Here is an 18,634-nt window from a genome sequence, read left to right as displayed (position 1 = left end):
CTGCATCGCTCGCGACGCATTCCGCAAGGTAGAAAATGCGATCCAACGGGGCTGGGCAAAGCCGGGCGAGCCCACCATCTAGTGCGGGCATGCGGATGGGCGCGGCGGTCGCCGCACCGTGGAAAAACGGAAACCGGGAGCCAACGACGTGACTGACACCTCTGCCTACGAGCCGCCGAAAGTCTGGACCTGGAACAAGGGGAGCGGTGGACGCTTCGCCAGCATCAACCGGCCAATCGCGGGGCCCACCCACGACAAGGAGCTGACGGTCGGCCGTCATCCGCTGCAGCTCTACTCGCTGGCGACGCCCAACGGCGTCAAGGTCACCGTGATGCTGGAAGAGCTGCTTGCGGCGGGCCACAAGGGCGCGGAATACGACGCCTGGCTGATCAAGATCGACGGCAACCAGTTCGGCAGCGGCTTCGTTGCGGTCAATCCCAACTCGAAGATCCCGGCCCTGATGGACCGCAGCGGGCCCGAGCCGATCCGGGTGTTCGAGTCGGGCTCGATCCTGGTCTACCTCGCGGAAAAGTTTGGCGCATTCCTGCCGACCGATGTGAAGACCCGCGCGGAAACCTTCTCGTGGTTGTTCTGGCAGATGGGCGCCGCGCCTTATCTCGGCGGCGGCTTCGGCCACTTCTATGCCTATGCGCCGACCAAGATCGAATACGCCATCGATCGTTTTGCGATGGAGGTGAAGCGCCAGTTCGACGTGCTCGACCGCAGGCTCGCTGACAACGAATATCTCGCGGGCGACGTCTACACCATCGCCGACATGGCGGTGTGGCCGTGGTACGGCAGCCTTGCCAAGGGCCTGCTCTACGGCGGCGGCGAATTCCTCTCGGTGCAGGACTACAAGAACGTGCAACGCTGGACCGACGCGATCGCGGCACGGCCCGCGGTGAAGCGCGGCCGCATGGTCAACCGCACCTGGGGCGAGCCGTCGAGCCAGCTCCACGAGCGCCATGAGGCCAGCGATTTCGAGACCAGGACGCAGGACAAGATCGGCGAGCCGGCGGCGTCGTAGCTCCGCAGCTTGTAGGGCGGATTATCGAAGCGTAATCCGCCGTCATGCCCGGACAGATCGGCGGGTTACGCTGCGCTAACCCGCTCTGCGCATCGCCGCATCACCCCAACAAATCGTCGTACTCCGGATGCTTCTTCATGAAGCCCTGGATGAACTCGCACTTCACGACGAGCTTGATGCTCTGCGCGCGTACCGCATCGAGCGTCGCGTGGGCGAGCTTGGAGCCGATGCCGCGGCCGCCGAGCTCCGGCGGCACCACAGTATGCACAAGTGTGATCGTATCCGGCGTCTTGCGGTAGACCACGCAGGCGGTCGCGCCATCGACTTCGAGTTCGAACCGGCTCTGTGCCGGATTGTCGCGGAATGCTTCGCTCATTGTCTTGTCCTATTTCTTCTTTGCGCCCTCGGCCGCGGGAAACACCACGCGGTCGTCGGTGCGGCAGTAGCGGTCGGCGAACATGCGGCCGATCGGGTGGTAGCGCTCCATGTGGACGCGCATCGCTTCACGATCCCACAATTCGTCGCGGATGTGGAAGTGGATGCCTTCGCCCATGATCAGCTGGCGGTCGCCGTTGACGTCGATCAGCTTCCAGGTCTTGCACTCCATCGCGAAAGGCGCGTCGGCGAGCCGGGGCACCGCGATCTTGCTGGAGGGCGCAAGCTTCAGGCCGAGATAGTCGGGCTCGCCGATCTCGGGCGGGAAATCGCCCGAGGTCTCGTGCATCGCGCGCGCCAATGGCTCGTCGGTGAGATTGACCACGAACTCGCCCAGGCGCTGGATATTGACCAGCGTGTCCTTCTCGCGGCCGTCGGGCCTGCGGTTGACCGCGAACATGCAGAGCGGCGGATCCTCGCAGAACACGTTGAAGAACGAGAACGGCGCCGCATTGACCACGCCGTCGGCGCTGAGGCTCGTCACCCAGGCGATCGGCCGCGGTAGCACGAAGGAGGTCAGCACCTTGTAGCGTTCGCGCCGGGTGAGGTCGTTTGGAGAATATTCCATGAGATGTCCGAAAACGTAGGGCGGGTTGGCGAAGCGTAACCCGCCGCGAGCGGACAAGAAAGTAAAAGGCGGGTTACGCTTGCGCTAACCCGCCTTACGATTCCGCTTGTTCGTCTCCCCGCACGCGGGGAGGAGACGACGAGCTTACGTCATGCTCAGCTCGTGGCGGCCGACCACCATCCAGTGCACCTCGTCCGGACCGTCGGCGAAGCGCAGATGGCGGACGTCCTGGTACATTTCGCCAAGCGGGGACCATTGCGAGATGCCGGTGGCGCCGTGCATCTGGATCGCCTGGTCGATCACCTTGCAGGCGCGCTCGGGCACCATGGCCTTGACCATCGAGACCCAGACGCGGGCTTCCTTGTTGCCGAGCACGTCCATCGCCTTGGCCGCCTTCAACACCATCAGGCGCATCGCCTCGATCTCGCAGCGCGCCTGGGCGATGATCTGCATGTTGCCGCCGAGATGAGCGATCTTCTTGCCGAACGCTTCGCGGGTGAGGCCGCGCTGCACCATCATGTCGAGCGCCTTCTCGGCCTTGCCGATGGTGCGCATGCAATGATGGATGCGGCCCGGGCCGAGGCGGACCTGCGAGATCTCGAAGCCGCGGCCTTCGCCGAGCAGCATGTTCTCCTTGGGCACCTTCACATTGTTGAAGCGCAGATGCATGTGGCCGCGCGGCGCATGGTCATGGCCGAACACGTGCATCGGGCCCAGGATCTCGACGCCGGGGGTGTCGATCGGCACCAGGATCTGCGACTGCTGCTTGCTCGGCGCCGCGTCGGGATTGGTCTTCACCATCACGATCATGATCTTGCAGCGCGGGTCGCCGGCGCCGGAGATGTAATACTTCTCGCCGTTGATCACCCACTCGTCGCCGACCAGCTTTGCGGTGGTCGAGATGTTCTTGGCATCGGAGGAGGCGACGTTGGGCTCGGTCATCGCATAGGCGGAGCGGATCTCACCATTGAGCAGCGGCTTCAGCCACTTCTCCTTCTGCGCCTTGGTGCCGACGCGCTCCAACACCTCCATGTTGCCGGTGTCGGGCGCCGAGCAGTTCATCGTCTCGGAGGCCAGCGGGCTCTTGCCGAGCTCGGCGGCGATATAGGCGTAGTCGAGGTTGTTGAGGCCGTCGCCGGTTTCGGCATCGGGCAGGAAGAAGTTCCAGAGGCCGACTTCCTTGGCCTTGTCCTTGGCCTTCTGCAGGATCGCGAGCTGCTCGTCCGTGAAGCTCCAGCGGTTGGTCTTCTTCTCGCCGGCGCGATAGAACTCGACCGACATCGGGTCGACCGTGTCACGGATGAACTGCTTCACATGGTCGTAGAGCGGGCGGACCTTGTCCGACATGCGGAGGTCGTTGAGCTCGTCGCCCGGATTGAGCGTGTAGTTCGTGGTGCGCGGCACATAGGCATGCTTCATTGTCGTTTCTCCCGTCGCGAAGGCGCGTTTCGCGGCGGACAATAAACGCGTGCGGCGCGAAGCGCGAGTGCCGATTTTCCGATCATACCTACCGCATCGCGGAATATCGCGACGGCGTTTCAAACGTTGTTTGAACGCCGCCGCGCACAGCGTGAAAGATTCCGGCGGATGCCGGTTAGGTCATCCGATGCATGGCGCAGATCTTGTTGCCGTCGAGGTCGCGCAAATAGGCGAGGTAGAGCTTGATGCCGTTGCCCTCGCGCACGCCCGGCGGATCCTCGCAGGGCTTGCCGCCATTGGCGATGCCGGCCGCGTGCCAGGCATGAACCTGCTCCGGCGAAGAGCAGGCAAAGCCGATCGTGCCGCCATTGGCATGCGTTGCCGGTTCGCCGTTGATCGGCTTGGAAACCATGAAAATGCCGGTCTTGGTGAGGTACATGATGCGGTGACCGTCGACCCGGGCGGGCCGGACATCGAGCGTGCCGAGCAGCGCATCATAGAACGCCTTGGCCTTGTCCAGATCGTTGGTGCCAACCATCACGTGTGAAAACATCTGAAATATCCTCCCTGTCGTTGACCAAAGCCGCCTTGTCGCGTGCTTGCCGCTCGAACGCTTAGCAGCAGTCTTGCCGCGACGGAAGCGACGCTGCGTCGCGCCGGGACGACGGCAGAATTTGAGACGCGCAGGTGTGCATCAAAACTTGCGCCACACACTCGCCGTCGTCCTGGCGAAAGCCCATAGGCGCTAAGATAGTTTGATCATTGCCTGATAGCGGCGCTTGCGTCTGGGGGGCTCGCGCAGATGTCGCCGGAGAGCACGGCTTGCTCTGCGCAGACAAGCGATCGTGGGTTGGGGAATGACGGCTTGGAGCAATGAGGCGATGAGCTGACGTAGCAGGCGCCATGCGGAAGGTCCGGTCAGGCGGCTTCGTCCAAGCGGGGAGAGTCCTCGAGTTCGTCGACCAGCGGCTCGAGCAGTAGAGTGATCAGCAGGTGAGCGAGGATATGGGGTTTAGCGGACCGCTGGTCAGTTCCGGGAGGTCCCTTCAAGCCAATCAAGCTCTTCAGCCGCTTGAAGCCGAGCTCAATCCGCCATCGCAACCGGTAGAGGGCAATGACGTCAGCAGCCGTGAAGTCCTCGCCCTTGAGCGAGGTCGCCAGGATTACCCAATCTGCGGCCTCAAGCGTTTGCCTGGAGAGTTGATGGCCTCCCTTCTGGGCTGTCCTGCGTGCCTTGCGTCGCGCCTCCGCGGCCGCATGCGCCGGCTTTTTGACCGCGACCAAGCGCACAGCAAGCGGTTGCGCACCGGACTTGCGCTCTATCCAGATCGGTCGATCGATCATGCCGCCTGCCAAGGCCTTGCGCAGCTCTGCGATGAGATCGACAAGGTTGCCGTTGCGATCCAGCCAACGCGCGCTCTTCCAGCCCGCGCGGATCACGAAGTCCGCGCCGGCATCGACCAGATGCGCCATGCGCTCTGGTTGCAGGTAGGCACGGTCGGCAAGACGGATCTCGCCGGCAGTCACGGGTATCCGATCCAGTGTCTCGCCTGCGCCCTCATCGGTCAGCTCGAAGTGCCCAAAGCGCTCTTGCGGAAGATCGAACGCACTGTGGATACGCCACACTGCGTTGTTTTGCCTGCCCTCGGTTCCGGCTTTGGGGACCGTCGTGGCGTCAACGATGCGGATCAGCCGACCGCGGCTTGCCTTCGGCGCACCACTCGCAAGTGCCTGACCTATCAGTTGCGCCAGCCAATCTCCGGACTGACGCAAGCGATACAACAGAGCCACGTTGGAGATGTCGACAAGGCCCACCGACGTCGCCCACGCCGCCGTCAGCCGCAAACCCCGCGTGCCCAGACAATACGCAAGGATCAGCCGCAGCAAATCAACTGCATTGGTGATCTCGCGCGGACGAACAAACGCCTTCGTCTCGCGCGCGCCAACCTCCAGAGCCTTAGCCCCACCAAGCCGAGCAACAACACGCGCCCAGTCTTCGTTCACAAGCGATTCGTGTCTCATCCCTTCTTGGAATCACATACAAATTCAACGCGCAAATCCTATTTTAGCGCCTATGGGCGAAAGCCAGGACCCATTACCCCAAATCTCAATTGTAGCGCGACGCTCGAATGACGAGTCCCGTTCACTACGCCTGCCGCGGCGTATGGGTCCCTGCTTTCGCAGGGACGACACCGGTGATGCGGCAAGCGCGAGGCTAGAACGCCGTGTACCCGCCGTCGATCACAAAGCAGTCCGCCGTATGATAGGACGACGCCTTGCTCATGAGGTAGACGGCGATGCCACCGAAATCGCTCGGCTCGCCGAAGCGGCGTACCGGGATGCGCGGCATCACATTGGCGACGAACTTGTCGTTGGCCATGATGCCGGCGGTCATGTCGCTCTTGATCCAGCCGGGCAGGATCGCATTCGCGGTGACGCCGTGGCGGGCGAGCTCGACGCCGAGCGCGCGGCACAGCGCGTTCAGTGCGGCCTTGGTGCCGGCATAGTGCTCGTTGCGCGCGGTGCCGAACAGCGAGGCGAGGCTCGAGGTCGCGACCAGCCGGCCGAATTTGTCGCCGGCCTCGGCGCGCTCGGTCATGTGGCGTGCCGCAGCCTGGAATACGTGAAACACGCCGTCGAGATTGGTCGCGAACATCTTGCGCCATTCCTCCTCGGTACGGTCGATGAAGGAGCGGCGTCCGCCGCCGCCGATGCCGGCATTGGCGAAGCAGCCGTCGACGCGCCCGAAGGTGTCGAGCGTCGCCTTCATCGCGGTCTTGACCGAGCCGGGATCGCTGACGTCGCAGAACTGGGTTGCTACCTTGCCGGGTCCGGCCTTCATCGAGGTCGCGGCATTGGCGTTTTTTTCCGCGTTGCGGCCCCAGATTGCGACGTTGCAGCCGGCGGCGTTCAGTGCCTGCGCGATGCCGAGGCCGATGCCGCCATTGCCGCCGGTGATGACAGCGACGCGACCGGTGAGATCGAAGATGCCACTCATTGGGGTTTCCATTTGGTTTGGTGCGCGCTAATCACGCGTTCACGGATGGTCTTGCTGCCGACCATGGACAAGCCCGGCACAAAAATCAAATATGGGTCCAAATATAGGTCGGCCCATCGACCTACCGCGGCACCAACCGCCGCAGCAACGCAAAGAGGAAACCATGCAGTTCAAGCACGTCACGCTCGACTTCGACGGATCGGTCGCGATCCTCAAGCTCGACCATCAGGAAGTCATGAACGCGGTCTCGATCGACATGCTGGGCGGCCTTGCCGAGGCGCTCGATGCGATCGACGACAAGCGCGACGAGGTGCGCTGCCTGGTGATCACCGGTGCGGGCCGCGCCTTCTGCACCGGCGCCAATCTGCAGGGCCGCAATCAGCAGCAGAAGCCCGGCAAAAGCAACGCCGGCGCGGCACTGGAGACCGCGTTCCACCCGTTCCTGCGCCGATTGCGTAAGCTGCACTGTCCGATCGTGACGGCGGTGAACGGTCCGGCCGCCGGCGCCGGCATGAGCTTCGCCCTGATGGGCGACCTCATCCTGTGCGCGCGCTCGTCCTATTTCCTGCAGGCGTTCCGCCGCATCGGCCTGGTGCCGGATTGCGGCTCGACCTGGCTGCTGCCGCGGCTGATCGGCAAGGCGCGCTCGGTCGAGCTGTCGCTGCTCGGCGAGCGGCTGCCGGCCGAGAAGGCGCTGGAATGGGGCCTCGTCAACCGCGTCTATGACGACGGCGCGCTGATGGAGGAGACCATGAAGCTGGCGCATGATCTGGCCAACGGCCCGACCGTCGCGCTGTCGCTGATCCGCAAGCTCTATTGGGACAGTCCGGAAAACACCCTCGAGGATCAGCTCAATCTTGAATTCGAGTCGCAGCGGATCGCTGGCCGCGCCGAGGACTTCAAGGAGGGTGTCACCGCATTCCTCGAGAAGCGGCCGGCGAAGTTCAAGGGCAAATGATCGAGACCGAGCTCACCCGCTGCGTCGCCGCGTTTCATCCGGGTGCGACCGGCGTCACCGGCGCCGCGAAGCTCTCCGGCGGCGCCAGCCAGGAGACCTGGACGTTCGACATCGTGCACCCGAGCGGCAATGTCGGCGCGATCCTGCGCCGCGCGCCGCCGGGTTACGGTGCCGCGCCCGGCCGCGCCGCCGGCCTCGATGCCGAGGCCACGCTGATGCAGCTCGCGCATGACGCGGGCTTGCCGTCGCCGAAGGTGATGCATGTGCTGAGGCCGGAGGACGGCCTTGGCCGCGGCTTCATCATGGCCCGCGTCGAGGGCGAGACCATCGCGCGGAAAATTTTGCGCGACGAGGAATTTGCCAAGGCGCGGCCGATCCTGGCCCGTCAGCTCGGCCGCGTCATCGCCGGCATCCACAGCCTGCCGCAGGCCAAGCTGCCGAAGCTGCGCAGCCTGACCGCAACCAGGGAAATCGAGGATCTCTCCCGCGAGTATCACAGCTTCAACTGGCCGCGGCCAGTGTTCGAGCTGGCGCTGCGCTGGCTGCGCGATCACGATCCCGGTCCGTCGTCCGAGCTGACGCTCGTGCATGGCGATTTCCGTCACGGCAATCTGATCATCGGCCCCGACGGGGTGCGCGCGGTGCTCGACTGGGAGCTCGCGCATACCGGCGATCCCATGGAAGACCTCGGCTGGATCTGCGTCAACTCCTGGCGCTTCGGCGAGATCGACAAGCCGGTCGGCGGCTTCGGTTCCCGTGAGGACCTGTTCGCGGGCTACGCGGAGGCCGGCCGCAAGGTCGACCCCGACCGCGTGATGTTCTGGGAAGTGATGGGCACGCTGCGCTGGGGCGTGATGTGCTGCGGCATGATGCAGCGCTTCCGCCTGGGTCCCGATCACTCGATGGAGCGCGCGATGATCGGGCGCCGCGCGTCGGAGACCGAGATCGATCTGCTTAGGTTACTCGCACCGAGAGGTCGTTGAGATGCAGGATGAACCGACACCCACCGAACTGATCAAGGCCGTCGCCGATTTCCTGCGCAACGAGATCGCGCCTGCGATCAAGGGGCACAATAGCTTCAAGCTGCGCGTCGGCATCAACGCGCTCGATCTGGTGACGCGGCAGCTTGCGCTCGCCGAGGCTGGCGATGCGACCGAGGCCAAGCGGCTGAAGGCACTGCTCGGCGCGGACGGCACGCTGATGGAGCTGAACCGCGCGCTGTCGGAGAAGATCGCACGCGGCGAGGTCGATTTGAAGACGCCGGGCCTGCCGGAGCATCTCTGGCAGACCACGATGGACAAGCTCGCCGTCGATCAGCCGAACTACGCGTCCTACAAGAGGGAACTCGGAAAGTAGCAACCATTAGCTTTTCCGATTGTGTGCGATTGAATTGCCCGATCGCCGTTGAGACTGACGCCGTGCTCGCGGCCATCAAGGCGTGGCCTGTCGAGAGTGGGGATGTGGCGGCATTTGAGCGACGGCCATCCTTGACGGCCGCTGTGCGCGACGTTCTCGTGACGGCAGGTCGGGACGAAGAAACGGTGCCCCGATCGAACAAAGAAACGCTTCAGCTTGCCGGAGCGACGACTGGCAAGTGAGCTTGCCAAGGGGTCGCTCGAGCCACCACGGTGTTGATGAAGATGAGCAGCTTCCTGGCGCAGGCGATCAGGGCACGCTTGTGGCCTTTGCCGGCGGCGATCAATCGTTTGTACAGGGCGATGAGCTGCGGATTCCAGCGAAAGGACGCCGCCAGCGCCGCAGCATAGAGCGCCTGACGCAGACGCTTGCGTCCACCGTCGATGTGACGAGCGCCGATGTGTTCGCCGCTGTCGTCGTCATACGGCGCAAGGCCCGCAAGTGCTGCAGCCTGCTCGCGGCTGACCTGGCCGATCTCGGGCATCCGGACCAGGACGGCGACCGCAGTCGGCAGCCCGGCCCCACCGACGCTGTGGATCAGGTCGAGCCGGGCGGCGAGATCGTGCTGCTCGCGGATCGCCGCCACCAGAGCCTTGAACTCAACCCGTTCGCGCTTGGCCAGACGAGCGATGTCGTCTTTCCATAGCTTTTGGATACGCGCGTCGCGACAGCTCTCGAGCCGGTTCTTGAATCGCGCGATATCTTCTCCGATCTGATCAATCAGCGTCAGATGTCCGGCCAAGGGCGGTAATCTGGCGTCGGGTGCCGGGTGGATCTTCTTGACCGCAGCGGTGCAGGCGGCGATCAGCGCGGCATCGAGCCGATCGTTCTTGGCACGCTGCCCGCGGTATTTGGCATAGGCACGCACCTGCGCCGGCTGGAACACCACGACCGACAAACCGCTTGCGCCGCAGCTCGACGACGACCGGCTGCTCATAGCCACCACTCGCCTCGATCCCAACCCGCCTGACCTTGTGGCGCCCAAGCCACTCCAACAGCGTCTTGTAACCATCCGCCGTGTTCTCCACCTGCAGCTGGTCCGAGCCGTCGGCGAGCGCCACGTCGAGCTTCCGTTTGCCGATATCGATTCCGGCACAGATTGTGATACGCTTGGCCATCTTCCTCGACCCTCCCTTGTGATGCGAACCTAGAGTTCGTTCAACCATGCGGGTCCCGATGAAGTGCCGATCGCGATCTTGCTACGAACGACAGCCCTCAAGGCTTCGATGGGTATCGATCCGATCGATCAGCGGCCCAGCCCGGGCGGCCACCCGAGCTGGGCCATTCCTCTCGGAACGAGGCCAGTCTAATCCAGCGCGCCAATACAAGGATGGGTAGAGCGAAGCGAAACCCATCACAGACGGCGCAAGCGTCGATGGGTTTCGCTTCGCTCTACCCATCCGACGAAGTGCGCGTGACTGCGAGGAGACACCCGGTCCCGCGTTCTGCAGGCCGGATGATAAACTCCGCGACGAAGCAATCCACATCTCTACGCTTGGCGAGATGGATTGCTTCGCTTCGCTCGCAATGACGCGGAAAGAGCTGTTATCGCCCCAGCCACTTCGGTGGGCGCTTCTCCGAAAACGCCTTCGGGCCCTCGATATAATCCTGCGAGGCGGCCATCGCCTTCACCGCCGGATAGTCGCGCTGCTCGGCCAGCGCCTGCTCGAGCGAGACTTCGAGTCCCTTCTGGATCGCCTGCTTGGAGGCGCGGATCGACATCGGCGAGTTCTTGGCGATGGTCTCGGCCCAGCGCTCGGCGGCGGCCAGCGCCTCGCCCTGCGGCACCACCTCGTTGACGAAGCCGAGCTCGAGGCCTTCCTTGGCGCTGACATGGCGTGCGGTCAGGATCATGCCCATGGCGCGCTTCAGTCCGATTTGGCGCGGCAGCCGATGCAGCCCGCCGGCCAGCGCCGCGAGCCCGACGCGCGGTTCGGGAAGGGCGAAGGTCGCATTCTCCGAGGCAATGATCAGGTCGCAGGCCAGCGCAATCTCGAACCCGCCGCCCATCGCGACGCCGTTGACGGCAGCGATGATCGGCTTGTCGCAGTCGAAGCGGGTGGTGAGCCCCGCGAAGCCGCCCTTGTCCCAGCCGCGCCTGCCGCCGGCGGCCTGCCATTTCAGGTCGTTGCCGGCGCAGAACGCCTTGTCGCCGGCGCCGGTGACGATCGCGACCCATTGCTCGGGATCGGCGGAGAAGTCGTCGAACACCTTGTTGAGCTCGAAATGCGCATCGATATGCAGCGCGTTGTAAACCTCGGGCCGCGACAGCGTCACGATGGTGATGGGACCCTTGCGCGTCACCTTGGAGAATTTCAGATCCATGTTTGCTCCCGTGGATTTTCTGCGGCGAAGAATATCACGCGCATCCTAGCGCCTGCGCGCCGTTCCGTGCCATTCAATTACGTAACGCGACCGCGCGTGCAAGCCTCACTCGGCTGCTTGACTTGGCGGCGCCGTTCTCACCTTAATCGATCCGAACGCGCATCCGCGATAGCGCCTAAACGCAAAACCAGAATCAACAATATTTCCGGGAGAAACCACCTTGGATTTCAATCTGCCGACTGACCTGACAGCCTATCTCGCCGAGCTCGACCAATTCATCGAACGCGAGATCAAGCCGCTGGAAGAGGCTGACGACAACATCCGCTTCTTCGATCATCGCCGCGAATGGGCGCGCACCGATTTCGACAAGGGCGGCCTGCCGCGGCACGAATGGGAGCTCTTGCTGCGCAAGGTCAAGAATCTGGCCGATGCCGCGGGTCATCTGCGCTTCGCGATCCCGAAGCGGTACGGCGGCAAGGACGGCTCCAATCTCTGGATGGCTGTGATCCGCGAGCATTTTGCCTCGAAAGGTCTCGGCCTGCACAACGATCTGCAGAACGAGCACTCGATCGTCGGCAACCTGCCGATCGTGACCATGCTCGACCGCTATGGAACCGACGAGCAGAAGGCGATGATCGACGGCTCGATCACCGGCAAGTACCGCATCACGTTCGGTCTGACCGAGCCCGAGCACGGTTCCGATGCCACGCATATGGAAACCAGGGCGGTGCCGGCGACCCGTGACAACGTCAAGGGCTGGATCATCAACGGCGAGAAGATGTGGACCACCGGCATGCATGTCGCGACCCACTGCGCGCTGTTTGCCCGCACCTCCGGCAATGACGGCGACGCCCGCGGCATCACCTGCTTCCTGGTGCCGGCGAAATCGCCTGGCGTGAAGGTCGAAGAGTATATGTGGACCTTCAACATGCCGACCGATCATCCGCGGGTCAGCTTCACCGACGTGTTCGTGCCTGAGGATGCGCAGTTCGGTGAGGTCGGCCGCGGCCTGTCGCTGGCGCAATGCTTCGTGCATGAGAACCGAATCCGCCAGGCGGCGAGCTCGCTCGGCGCTGCGGTCTATTGCATCAACGAGAGCGTGAAGTATGCCCGCGAGCGCAAGCCGTTCGGCAAGGCGCTGGCCGAGAACCAGGCGATCCAGTGGCCGCTGGTCGAGCTCGCGACCCAGGCGGAGATGCTGCGGCTGTTGATCCGCAAGACCGCCTGGGAGATGGACCAGCTCACCCAGGCGCAGGTCGAGCACACGCTGTCGGACCGGGTCTCGATGTGCAATTTCTGGGCGAACCGTCTGTGCTGCGAGGCCGCCGACCGCGCGATGCAGGTGCATGGCGGCATGGGCTATTCGCGTCACAAGCCGTTCGAGCACATCTACCGCCACCACCGCCGCTATCGCATCACCGAAGGCAGCGAGGAGATCCAGAAGCGCAAGGTGGCGGGCTTCCTGTTCGGCTACATGGGCGCCGGCAAGCATTGAGGCGTTAACCGGGGAGGCGGCACGAGATGGAAGGTGGATGCACCTGCAGGAACGTCCGCTACCGCCTGACCGGCAGGCCGTTGATCGTGCATGCCTGCCATTGCACCTGGTGCCAGCGCGAAACCGGCACCGTGCACGCACTCAACGCGATGTACGAGGCCGAGCGGGTCGAGCACATCGCGGCCGAGCCCGAGATCGTGGACACGCCGTCGGCGAGCGGCAAGGGGCAGAAGATCGCCCGCTGCCCGCGCTGCAAGGTCGCGGTCTGGAGCAATTATCCGGGCGCTGGGCCGGCGGTGCGGTTCGTCCGCGTCGGCACGATGGATGATCCGAGCCTGTGCCCACCCGATGTCCACATCTTCACGTCGTCCAAGCAGCCCTGGGTGACATTCCCGCCGGGCGCCAAGGTGTTCGCCGAATATTACGATCGGAGAGACATCTGGCCGGAGGAAGCGCAGGAGCGCTGGCGCGCCCTGCGGGAGAGGATGAAGAAAGGTTGATGAGCGCTTCTCTTTCTGTCGTCCCGGCCTTCGCCTGGCCTTCGCCAGGACGACAGGGGAGGCTAATTCACCTGCCGGTCCTTGCCCGCCCAATACGGTTCACGCAGGCTCCGCCGCAGGATCTTGCCCGACGGGTTGCGCGGCAGCGCCGGGATGAAGTCGACCGATTTCGGCGTCTTGTAGCCGGCGATCCGCTCGCGGGTGAAGTTGATGATGTCGGTGGCCGTCGCGCTCTTGCCGGGCTTCATCACCACCACCGCCTTCACTGCCTCGCCCCATTTGTCGTCGGGGATACCGATCACCGCGGCCTCAGCCACGTCAGGGTGGTCGCACAGCGCGCTCTCGACCTCGGCCGGGTAGATGTTCTCGCCGCCGGAGATGATCATGTCCTTGATGCGGTCGTGAATGTAGAGATAACCGTCACTGTCCATGTAGCCGGCATCGCCGGTGCGCAGCCAGCCGTCGCTATCGATGGTGCGCGCGGTGGCCTCGGGCAGATTCCAGTAGCCGGCCATATTGGAGCCGGAGCGGGTGGCGATCTCGCCGACTTGGCCCGGCGGCAGCGGCTTGCCATCCGGATCGAGGATCGCAAGCTCGACGCCGGGCAGCGCCTTGCCGGCGGAGCGCATGCGGTCCAGCCCCTCGACATGATCCTCCGGCGGCAGCGCGACGATGGTCCCGGTGGTCTCGGTCATGCCGTACATCTGCACGAAGCCGCATTTGAAGACCTCGATGCACTCCTTCAGCAGCGCTGCCGGGATCGGGGAGGCGCCATAGAGCATGTATTTCAGCCGCGAGAAGTCGACCTGCCGCGCGCGCGGCTGCCGCACCACGAACTGCATCGCGGCCGGCACCATGAACAGCTTGGTGATGCCGGACTGCTCGAAGAAGTCGAGCACCTTGGTCGGGTCGAACTCGCGCGCGATCACGCCGCGGGCGCCGTGATAGAGCCCCATCACGCCCCAGCCGGAGCCGCCGATGTGGAAGATCGGCATCGCGACCAGCGAAACGTCTTCGGTGGTCCACCGGTTCCATTCCGGCTTTTCGGCCTCATTGCCGCTCTGCACCAGATTGAGGAAGTTGGCGTGCGACAGCATCGCGCCCTTCGGCTTGCCCGTGGTGCCCGAGGTATAGAGCTGGATCGCGATGTCTTTCGGCTCGATCGCAACGCGTGGGTCGTCGCCGCTCTGCGCGTCGCGCCAGGCGAGATAGTCGGGCCATTCCGGCGCCCCGCCCTCGGTCGTGATGACGGTGCGGACGCTGGGCAGCTTGTCCCTGATGCTGCGCGCCTGCGTGATGAATTCGGGGCCGACGAACAGGACGGGAGCCTTGCAGTCGTCGACGATGAAGGCGACCTCGGGGCCTGCGAGGCGCCAGTTCACCGGCGCCATCACCACACCGGCTTTCATCGCACCCATCAGCAATTCGAAATAGAAGTCGCTGTTCTTGCCGAGATAGGCGATCCGCTCGCCCTTCTTGACGCCCATCGCGAGCAGCGCGTTGGCGACGCGGTTGGTCTTGACGTCGAACTCGGCGAAGCTGGTTTGCCGGCCCTCGAACTCATAGGCCAGCGCATCACCGCGGCTTGCCGCGCGGTCGCGCACCATGTCGGCAAGGTTGCTCAGTTTCGGCGCGTCGGACATGTTTCCCCCGTGACGTCTTGCTTTGGTTGCGCGGAGTGTGGCGGCATCGCGCGGGAAAAACAATACGGAGGGAGTGGCCGCGCTATTTCAACATCGTAGTCCCGGCCTTCGCCGGGACGACAGTGGTGGTTGAGGCACGTGCACGGGCTTCAACCCCGCGCCGCGCGATCCTTCTCGTTCTGGGCCTTGATCGACTCGCGCGCCTTGGTCCAGTCGTCGTCGCTCCAGTCGCGCAGCTGATAGAAATTGCCGCCCATCGCGAGCGCCTGCGCGCCGTCCATGGCGATGGTCTCGCCGTTGATCCAGTCGCAGCCGCCGGAGATCAGGAACACGGCAAGGTTCTGCAACTCCTCCATGGTGCCGACGCGGCCCATCGGGTTCATCGCCTTGGTCCGCGCGCCGACCTCGTCGCCGGGCTTGATGCGCTTGCTCATGCCCTCGGTCGGAATCTCGCCAGGCGCGATGGTGTTGAGGCGGATGCCGTGGCGGCCCCATTCGACCGCAAGCGACATGGTCATGGCGTGGATCGCCGACTTGCTCATCGCCGACGGCACCACATAGGGCGAGCCGTTGCGCACCCAGGTCACGGTGATCGACACCACGTTGCCGCGATGGCCGCCGGCGATCCAGCGCCGGCCCACCGCGTGCGTCACGTAGAAGGTGCCGTGCATCACGATGTTGGCCACTGCATCGAACCCTCGCGCGGAGAGCTCTTCCGAGCGCGAGATGAAATTGCCGGCGGCGTTGTTGATGAGATCCGTAAGGGGACCGCTGGTGGCCCAAATCGACTCGATCATCTCGTCGACCGCCATCGCATTGCGGATGTCGACGCCGTGGCTGACCACGCGCCCGCCATGCTCGGCCATCAACTCGGTGGCGGTTTCGTCGCAGACGCTCTTGCGGCGGCCGCAGATATGCACCTCGGCCCCGAGCTGCAGGAACCGCGAGGCCATGGCCTTGCCGAGGCCGGTGCCACCGCCGGTTACCAGTATGCGCCGCCCGGCAAGAAGCTGATCTGAGAACATCGTTTCCTCCACGGGGATTGTCAGTTAATTGGTCGATTGACTAAAAGCGGACAACGGCCTTTGTGTAAAGCGCCAACTCAGGGAACAAAGCGGAGGGAATGATGGAAGATCGCGTCTCGATATCAATTTCAGACGGTATCGCCGATGTCCGCCTGGTCCGGGCGGACAAGATGAACGCGCTCGATGCCGCGATGTTCGAGGCATTGGTCGCCGCAACCGACCGGCTTTCCAAGGAAAAAGCCGTCCGGGTCGTCGTGCTCTCCGGCGAGGGACGGGCCTTCTGCGCCGGCCTGGACATGGGCCGGTTCGCTGCCATGAAGGACGGCGGTAACGGAGTGCCGGGCGGCGAGAACCGCGACCTCACGATCCGCACCCATGGCAAAGCCAATTTCGCGCAGCAAGCGGTCTGGGGCTGGCGCCAGCTGCCGGTGCCCGTGATCGCCGCGGTCCACGGCGTCGCGTTCGGCGGCGGCTTCCAGCTCGCGCTCGGCGCCGATATGCGCTTCCTGTCGCCGGATGCGCGGATGTCGATCATGGAGATCAAATGGGGCCTGGTTCCCGACATGGCCGGCACGCCGATCCTGGCGAGCCTCGTGCGCGACGATATCCTGCGCGAGCTCACCTATACCGGCCGCATCTTCTCGGCGCAGGAAGCCCAGAGCTACGGCCTCGCCACCCGCGTCTGCGACGATCCGCGCGCGGCCGCGCTCGAAGTCGCACGCGAGATCGCGGGCAAGAGCCCGGACGCGATCCGTGCCGCCAAGCGGATGCTGAACAATCTGTCGGTCGATCCGGCCGCCGCGCTGCTTGCGGAATCCGTCGAGCAGCAGAAGTTGCTCGGCAGCCCGAACCAGACCGAATCCGTGCGTGCCAATCTTGAGAAGCGGGCGCCGAGGTTTGCTGATGTGTGATTGATGCGTCGGTCATGGCCGGGCAGAAGCGCGAAGCGCGTCTTCGCGCAGATGTTCCGGCCATCCACGTCTTTGTTGCGGCTGAGAAGATGTGGATCACCGGGACAAGCCCGGGTGATGACGAAAACAACGAGCCGCTAACGAATAACGAAGAACAACATAAAAATGAGCGAAACGTCCCAACCCTTCCTCGGCATCATCAGCGGCGGTCGCCGTCGCGATCACGCTGCGGTCGCCGAGCGCACCGATCGCATTGCGAGCGGCCTGAACAAGCTCGGTGTCAAGCCGGGCGACAGCGTCTGCATGCTGATGCGCAACGACATCGCCTTCATCGAGGCGGCCTACGCGGCGATGCGGCTCGGCGCCTATGGCGTGCCGATCAACTGGCACTTCAAGCCGGAGGAGATCAACTACGTGCTGACGGATTCCGGCACGCGCGTCCTGATCGGCCATGCCGACATGCTGCACCCGCTGCGCGGCGCGATCCCTGCCGATGTCACCGTGCTCAGCGTGCCGACGCCCCCGGAAATCCTCGCCAACTACAAGATCAATCCCGATCACCTCGCGACGCCGGATTTCGCGATCGATTTCGAATCCTGGCTGGCGCAATTCCCGCGCTATGACGGCCCTGTGGTGCCGCAACCGCAGAACATGATCTACACCTCGGGCACGACAGGCCATCCCAAAGGCGTGCGTCGTTTCGCGCCGACGCCGGAGCAGGCCGCCAATGCGGAGGCGATGCGCGGGATGATCTACGGCCTGCGGCCGGGGGCACGCGCGATCCTGCCGGGGCCGCTCTACCATTCGGCGCCGAATTCCTTCGGGCTGCGTTCGGGCAAGCTCGGGGGCGTGCTGGTGCTGATGCCGCGTTTCGATGCGGAGGAATTTCTGCAGCTGATCGAGCGCGAAAAGATCGACACCATCTTCATGGTGCCGACGATGTTCATCCGCCTGATGAAGTTGCCGGAGCAGGTGCGCCGGAAGTACGACATGTCGTCGCTCCGCCACATCATCCATGCCGCCGCGCCCTGTCCGCCCGACGTCAAGCGCGCCATGATCGAATGGTGGGGACCGGTGATCTACGAATTCTACGGCTCGACCGAGTCGGGCGCGGTGACGTTTGCGACATCGGAGGATGCGCTGAAGAAGCCGGGCACGGTCGGAAAGATTTCGCCCGGCGCCGAGCTTCGCTTCATCGGCGACGACGGCAAGGAGGTGCCGCAGGGCCAGATCGGCGAGATCTACTCGCGGATCGCGGGCAATCCCGATTTCACCTATCACAACAAGTCGGAGAAGCGCGCCGAGATCGACCGCCAGGGATTCATCACCTCGGGCGACGTCGGCTATATCGACGCGGACGGCTACGTCTTCATCTGCGACCGCAAGCGCGACATGGTGATCTCGGGCGGCGTCAACATCTATCCGGCCGAGATCGAGGCCGTGCTGCATGCGGTGCCCGGTGTGCACGACTGCGCGGTGTTCGGCATTCCCGACGCCGAGTTCGGCGAGGCACTGATGGCGGTGGTCGAGCCGCAGCCGGGCGTCACACTCGACATCGCCTCGGTCCGCGCCCAGCTCAAGACTGCGCTGGCCGACTACAAGGTGCCCAAGCACATCGAGATCCAGACCAATTTGCCGCGGGAGGATTCCGGAAAAATCTTCAAGCGTCGGCTGCGGGACCCGTATTGGGAGCGGGCGGGGCGGAGGATCTAGCTAGGCCACAATCCCGCCGTCGTCCCGGCAAGCGAAGCGCGACCCGTTACCCATAACCACCGATTTCCCGTTGCGCGAGCTGCGGCCCCGTCTGATGCCAACCTCGGATATCGGTGGTTATGGTGGTTCCCTGCTGTCGCAGGGACTACGGCCGTGAGTGCACCGCTTCCAAGTTCATCTTGCGCTGCGGCAAAAAAAGCG

18 protein-coding genes are annotated in these 18,634 nt (G+C 64.2%); 8 read left to right on the top strand and 10 right to left on the bottom strand.

The window, feature by feature from the left end; all coding sequences use genetic code 11:
- Positions 1-148 precede the first annotated feature (148 nt).
- Positions 149-1,027, top strand: a complete 879-nt coding sequence (gene yghU / locus ACVW1C_RS07300) for a glutathione-dependent disulfide-bond oxidoreductase (RefSeq protein WP_456757825.1) — start codon at positions 149-151, stop codon at positions 1,025-1,027.
- A 100-nt stretch (positions 1,028-1,127) separates the two neighbouring features.
- On the opposite strand, the gene ACVW1C_RS07295 is transcribed toward yghU, so the two are convergent.
- The 6 genes from ACVW1C_RS07295 to ACVW1C_RS07270 form a co-directional block, all read right to left on the bottom strand.
- Positions 1,128-1,403 carry a GNAT family N-acetyltransferase gene (locus ACVW1C_RS07295; protein ID WP_456757824.1) on the bottom strand — a complete coding sequence of 92 codons (276 nt, stop codon included), beginning with the start codon at positions 1,401-1,403 and terminating at the stop codon, positions 1,128-1,130.
- Positions 1,404-1,412: 9 nt separating this feature from the next.
- Positions 1,413-2,030 (bottom strand): flavin reductase family protein, encoded by a 618-nt coding sequence (locus tag ACVW1C_RS07290; protein WP_456757823.1) that lies wholly within the window; start codon positions 2,028-2,030, stop codon positions 1,413-1,415.
- 144 nt (positions 2,031-2,174) lie between these two features.
- Positions 2,175-3,449, bottom strand: a complete 1,275-nt coding sequence (locus ACVW1C_RS07285) for an acyl-CoA dehydrogenase family protein (RefSeq protein ID WP_097670521.1) — start codon at positions 3,447-3,449, stop codon at positions 2,175-2,177.
- 175 nt (positions 3,450-3,624) lie between these two features.
- Positions 3,625-4,002 (bottom strand): VOC family protein, encoded by a 378-nt coding sequence (locus ACVW1C_RS07280; RefSeq protein WP_456757822.1) that lies wholly within the window; start codon positions 4,000-4,002, stop codon positions 3,625-3,627.
- Between the two features lie 365 nt (positions 4,003-4,367).
- A complete protein-coding gene (locus ACVW1C_RS07275; protein ID WP_456756841.1) occupies positions 4,368-5,453 on the bottom strand; it encodes an IS4 family transposase in 1,086 nt (361 codons plus the stop codon).
- A gap of 211 nt (positions 5,454-5,664) precedes the next feature.
- The gene (locus tag ACVW1C_RS07270) at positions 5,665-6,447 is read right to left on the bottom strand and encodes an SDR family NAD(P)-dependent oxidoreductase (protein WP_456757821.1); all 783 of its coding nucleotides are present in this window, start codon (positions 6,445-6,447) and stop codon (positions 5,665-5,667) included.
- 163 nt (positions 6,448-6,610) lie between these two features.
- Here ACVW1C_RS07270 and ACVW1C_RS07265 point away from each other — a divergent pair, with 163 nt between their 5' ends.
- From ACVW1C_RS07265 to ACVW1C_RS07255, 3 genes are read left to right on the top strand one after another with little or no spacing between them, the layout of a single operon-like run.
- Positions 6,611-7,405, top strand: coding sequence for an enoyl-CoA hydratase/isomerase (locus ACVW1C_RS07265; protein ID WP_173641676.1), 795 nt, complete (start codon positions 6,611-6,613; stop codon positions 7,403-7,405).
- Positions 7,402-8,388: a phosphotransferase family protein gene (locus tag ACVW1C_RS07260; RefSeq protein ID WP_456757820.1), complete on the top strand. Its 987-nt coding sequence runs from the start codon at positions 7,402-7,404 to the stop codon at positions 8,386-8,388. The genes ACVW1C_RS07265 and ACVW1C_RS07260 overlap by 4 nt, the downstream gene beginning before the upstream one ends.
- Position 8,389: 1 nt before the next feature.
- On the top strand, positions 8,390-8,761 hold the full coding sequence (locus ACVW1C_RS07255) for a DUF6285 domain-containing protein (protein ID WP_456757819.1): 372 nt from the start codon (positions 8,390-8,392) through the stop codon (positions 8,759-8,761).
- Positions 8,762-8,972: 211 nt separating this feature from the next.
- Here ACVW1C_RS07255 and ACVW1C_RS07250 read toward each other — a convergent pair whose 3' ends face one another.
- Together ACVW1C_RS07250 and ACVW1C_RS07245 are read right to left on the bottom strand one after the other, a co-directional pair.
- Entirely contained in the window at positions 8,973-9,710 is a 738-nt protein-coding gene (locus ACVW1C_RS07250; protein WP_456763012.1) for a transposase, read from the bottom strand.
- A 656-nt stretch (positions 9,711-10,366) separates the two neighbouring features.
- Entirely contained in the window at positions 10,367-11,146 is a 780-nt protein-coding gene (locus ACVW1C_RS07245; RefSeq protein WP_456757818.1) for an enoyl-CoA hydratase-related protein, read from the bottom strand.
- 220 nt (positions 11,147-11,366) lie between these two features.
- On the opposite strand from ACVW1C_RS07245, the gene ACVW1C_RS07240 reads away from it, so the two are divergent.
- Both ACVW1C_RS07240 and ACVW1C_RS07235 read left to right on the top strand, forming a co-directional pair.
- A complete protein-coding gene (locus ACVW1C_RS07240) occupies positions 11,367-12,641 on the top strand; it encodes an acyl-CoA dehydrogenase family protein (protein ID WP_456757817.1) in 1,275 nt (424 codons plus the stop codon).
- A 26-nt stretch (positions 12,642-12,667) separates the two neighbouring features.
- A complete protein-coding gene (locus ACVW1C_RS07235; RefSeq protein WP_456757816.1) occupies positions 12,668-13,141 on the top strand; it encodes a GFA family protein in 474 nt (157 codons plus the stop codon).
- A gap of 62 nt (positions 13,142-13,203) precedes the next feature.
- Here the strand turns inward: ACVW1C_RS07235 and ACVW1C_RS07230 are convergent, their stop codons facing one another.
- Entirely contained in the window at positions 13,204-14,784 is a 1,581-nt protein-coding gene (locus ACVW1C_RS07230; protein WP_456757815.1) for a fatty acid--CoA ligase, read from the bottom strand.
- Positions 14,785-14,933: 149 nt separating this feature from the next.
- Positions 14,934-15,809, bottom strand: coding sequence for an SDR family oxidoreductase (locus ACVW1C_RS07225; RefSeq protein WP_456757814.1), 876 nt, complete (start codon positions 15,807-15,809; stop codon positions 14,934-14,936).
- Positions 15,810-15,910: 101 nt separating this feature from the next.
- Here ACVW1C_RS07225 and ACVW1C_RS07220 point away from each other — a divergent pair, with 101 nt between their 5' ends.
- Positions 15,911-16,720 (top strand): crotonase/enoyl-CoA hydratase family protein, encoded by an 810-nt coding sequence (locus ACVW1C_RS07220; RefSeq protein WP_456757813.1) that lies wholly within the window; start codon positions 15,911-15,913, stop codon positions 16,718-16,720.
- A 165-nt stretch (positions 16,721-16,885) separates the two neighbouring features.
- Positions 16,886-18,433 carry an acyl-CoA synthetase gene (locus tag ACVW1C_RS07215; RefSeq protein WP_456757812.1) on the top strand — a complete coding sequence of 516 codons (1,548 nt, stop codon included), beginning with the start codon at positions 16,886-16,888 and terminating at the stop codon, positions 18,431-18,433.
- Positions 18,434-18,634: the final 201 nt, after the last annotated feature.

The sequence above is a fragment of the Bradyrhizobium sp. USDA 4011 genome, assembly GCF_054063415.1.
Note: the sequence above shows the minus strand (reverse complement) of the source record. Positions and strands in the feature narration are given on the sequence as shown.